Here is a 2,970-nt window from a genome sequence, read left to right as displayed (position 1 = left end):
TTCATGTTTTCCTAAAGATAAAAACGAGCCAGGTAAATTGTTCCAAGGAGCCGAAATTCAAATCTATCCAATAAACGGCAATAAATACATACGCACCAACGCAGATAACGAAACCAGAGACAATCTCGAAAACGTTGAAGAATACTAAGTTTCTAGGGTTCCCTTTTGAATGCGGAGAACTTCAGTTCCATCGTCAAGTGTTACGATTTTTAAAAATCCGTAAGGAGCTAAAACATTGTTTTTGTCGTAGTATACAACTTTATATTTTGTGCAAAATGGTCCTTTCATTTCTCGTATAATTTCATTAGCATTTTGAATATAAGTATCCTCACAACATATCATTTTCGCACTTAAAATATCCTGATTATTGTCGCCATAGAAAACCGAAATGACAACCTGATCATTTTGAAGTTCGAGTGTTAAAAAATGTTCCCATTTTGTTGGACTGCTTCTAGTAATTATCATAAATGGAATTTCTTCACTCATGTTCGTTTCCTTTTCTGAAATCCGGACGTAGTTCCTCTCTCGGAACATTTAAAAGTCCGGCTACGATTGAAAGATATTTCTTTGGAACCCCACGGCGCCAACGTCCTGGTGCATTCCTATTCACCCCACAAGCTCTTGCAATCTGAGCTTTTGTTATTTGGGGTTTTGTATATTTTTCTAAAATATTCTTCATGGTTCTATTAGTAGCAACGCTACCAATAGAAGTCAACAAAATTACAAGCAATGCTATTTGTCAAATGATCATTAATAACACATGGTAAATTTATGTAATCAGTTACAAGAAGTAATAGTCCATATGGCCAAAAGAAGGTTACCAAACCCTGAAACTATAGCAATAGGAAAACGTATAGCAAAAGCTAGACATAGCAAAGGTTTGACCCAAGAAGAGCTAGCAGATAAGCTAGATGTAACGACCTCACTGGTTGGCCAATATGAAAAAGGAAGATCTGGATTAACAGCCAAACGTCTCCACCAATTAATAGATATATTGGAGGTAGACATGAATTACATCCTTACTGGTTATGAACCAGAAGAAGAAATTAAGGCTCATACAAAAATCGAAAAAGATTTATTGTTTTTAATCAGACAGATAGATTTGGATAAGCAAGAAATTTTATATAAAAATATAGAACAACTAGCTGAAACTATAAAAAAATTATCACAAAAATAAATTTACAAACATTGCTAATAATTTTTATTGACTTATATTAGTAGCAGTGCTACATAACTCTCATAACACACGTTATGGGAGTTTTTGCTTTTAGGCTCCCAACTTAGAAAGGAGTTTATTATGAAATACGAATCACAAGAATACGTTATCCTATACAGGTTAACGTAAAACCAACCACCTAAATATTCTAGAACCGTCGAGCTGAACTATGTGCCAAATTATCCAAAAGAAAACAATTGATGTCGGAGAAGTCACTGAAAATGGGCTTCGATTATGGTCGGCACGTTTTGTATATGATCAAGCTTTAAATGCACATAATGTAATAGAAACAAGTTTGCAACGTTTGAAGGTGAGAGCAAGTAATTTGCTTGGATGGACAATGACTTCAATGTCCATATTAATTGCTGTTACCATCCACAACAAATATAATTTTCACATATTATTGATATTGCTCGTGATGTTAGCTTTACTTTTTCTTACCGCATTGTTGTGTATCAAAGCACTGGATGGTGTACCTTGGAATTTCTTTAATGTTTCATCTACCTATATGGATGAGCTTAAAAAAGAATATAAAAATGAATCAGAAATACTAAAAGAATTGGTCATTAAAATTGATTTACTAAATGAAAGAAACACTAAAAGCGTAAATAAAACCAGAAAAAGACTTCAGTGGGCACAACTTATTTTTCTTAGCGTGCCTACCGCAGGAATATCACTTCTTGCGTATATTCTTTTTCGAAGGTTGAGAATCTTTTCCAGAATCTGGCGAAAAATCATCCGGAAAAGAATCGTAAGTTCTAATCCACTTCAAGGTTCCAGGTAAAGTTTCTTGGGATGTAATATCAGGTGGAATTTGATCTTCAGGTTTAGATGAAGGATTAGATGGAGACTTAGGAGGAGGAGGTTTTGGAGCCATAAGAAATTAGCCTTTTTAATATTGGAATCGTTGTAAAAACCAATATTAAATCGGATGGTAGGTTTAATCAATCTACCATCCACCCCCTAACGGGGAAGACCATGACAGTGCCACGGTCTTAGATATTTAAATGTCAATGAGCTAATGTAAATAACATTAGTATATAGAATAATATAAGTCAATGGAATATTTTTTCATATTCTATATACTGAATATTAAAAAGTGAGGAATACATTAAAATGCTTACTATGCCAGATAAAATCTTAACCCCAGAACAACGCCAGCAAAATCTAAATGCAGTGCGTCATATCAAAAAATGGTTAAAGCAAAAAGAAGTAACTCAAGATAACGTTGCTGAAGCTTTAGGTGTAACGCAAGTTATGATCTCAAAATGGCTAAATGGCCACATTGCTCTAACCGTCAAACAACTTTTGGCAATTGAAAAATTCCTCAATCTTGAAACTGGGGACTTACTTTTAGATCCAAGTTTAGTCAAAGAAAAAGAACGTTATAAGCACATACTATCCATTGCAAAGAAAATGGATATAAAAGCTATTGATGCTTGGATTGAAATAGGCAGACAACTCACAGAACATAAATAGAATATTATTTTCTATATACTTATAATTTAAATTGACATATATATAAGTATATGGAATATAATAGTAATGTAAAAAAGGGAACAGAGCGGTAACTCTATTCCCTCTAAATCCAGTAAAGGACCTAAAACATGAGTTTTATCATTAACAACTTATACAAAATTTTTCCATCTTTTTTTGAAAATAAAAAAACGGTTGAACTTAAAACTAAAGAGTTAAAAGACCAAATTCGTTTTCAAAATCTGCAAGCGGATCGCTATCGCTACTATCTACCCCGT

6 protein-coding genes are annotated in these 2,970 nt (G+C 33.4%); 4 read left to right on the top strand and 2 right to left on the bottom strand.

Features of this window, described 5'->3' with window-relative positions; translation table 11 throughout:
• Nucleotides 1–37 precede the first annotated feature (37 nt).
• On the top strand, nt 38–148 hold the full coding sequence (locus AABE15_RS09245; protein ID WP_408870248.1) for a DUF3892 domain-containing protein: 111 nt from the start codon (nt 38–40) through the stop codon (nt 146–148).
• Here the strand turns inward: AABE15_RS09245 and AABE15_RS03785 are convergent.
• Nucleotides 145–486, bottom strand: a complete 342-nt coding sequence (locus AABE15_RS03785; protein WP_338329949.1) for a hypothetical protein — start codon at nt 484–486, stop codon at nt 145–147. The two genes, AABE15_RS09245 and AABE15_RS03785, sit on opposite strands and share 4 nt — an antisense overlap.
• A complete protein-coding gene (locus AABE15_RS03780) occupies nt 479–718 on the bottom strand; it encodes a hypothetical protein (RefSeq protein ID WP_338329948.1) in 240 nt (79 codons plus the stop codon). Before AABE15_RS03780 ends, AABE15_RS03785 begins: the two co-directional genes overlap by 8 nt.
• A 42-nt stretch (nt 719–760) precedes the next feature.
• Between AABE15_RS03780 and AABE15_RS03775 the strand changes: the two genes are divergently transcribed.
• The 3 genes from AABE15_RS03775 (at nt 761) to AABE15_RS03765 (ending at nt 2,695) form a co-directional block, all read left to right on the top strand.
• Entirely contained in the window at nt 761–1,177 is a 417-nt protein-coding gene (locus AABE15_RS03775) for a helix-turn-helix transcriptional regulator (protein WP_338329947.1), read from the top strand.
• Between the two features lie 208 nt (nt 1,178–1,385).
• On the top strand, nt 1,386–2,000 hold the full coding sequence (locus tag AABE15_RS03770; protein ID WP_338329946.1) for a hypothetical protein: 615 nt from the start codon (nt 1,386–1,388) through the stop codon (nt 1,998–2,000).
• Between the two features lie 332 nt (nt 2,001–2,332).
• Entirely contained in the window at nt 2,333–2,695 is a 363-nt protein-coding gene (locus tag AABE15_RS03765; RefSeq protein ID WP_338329945.1) for a helix-turn-helix transcriptional regulator, read from the top strand.
• Nucleotides 2,696–2,970: the final 275 nt, after the last annotated feature.

Origin of the sequence: Commensalibacter sp. Nvir, assembly GCF_963921845.1 — a bacterium.
Taxonomy (GTDB): Bacteria; Pseudomonadota; Alphaproteobacteria; order Acetobacterales; family Acetobacteraceae; genus Commensalibacter.
Note: the sequence above shows the minus strand (reverse complement) of the source record. Positions and strands in the feature narration are given on the sequence as shown.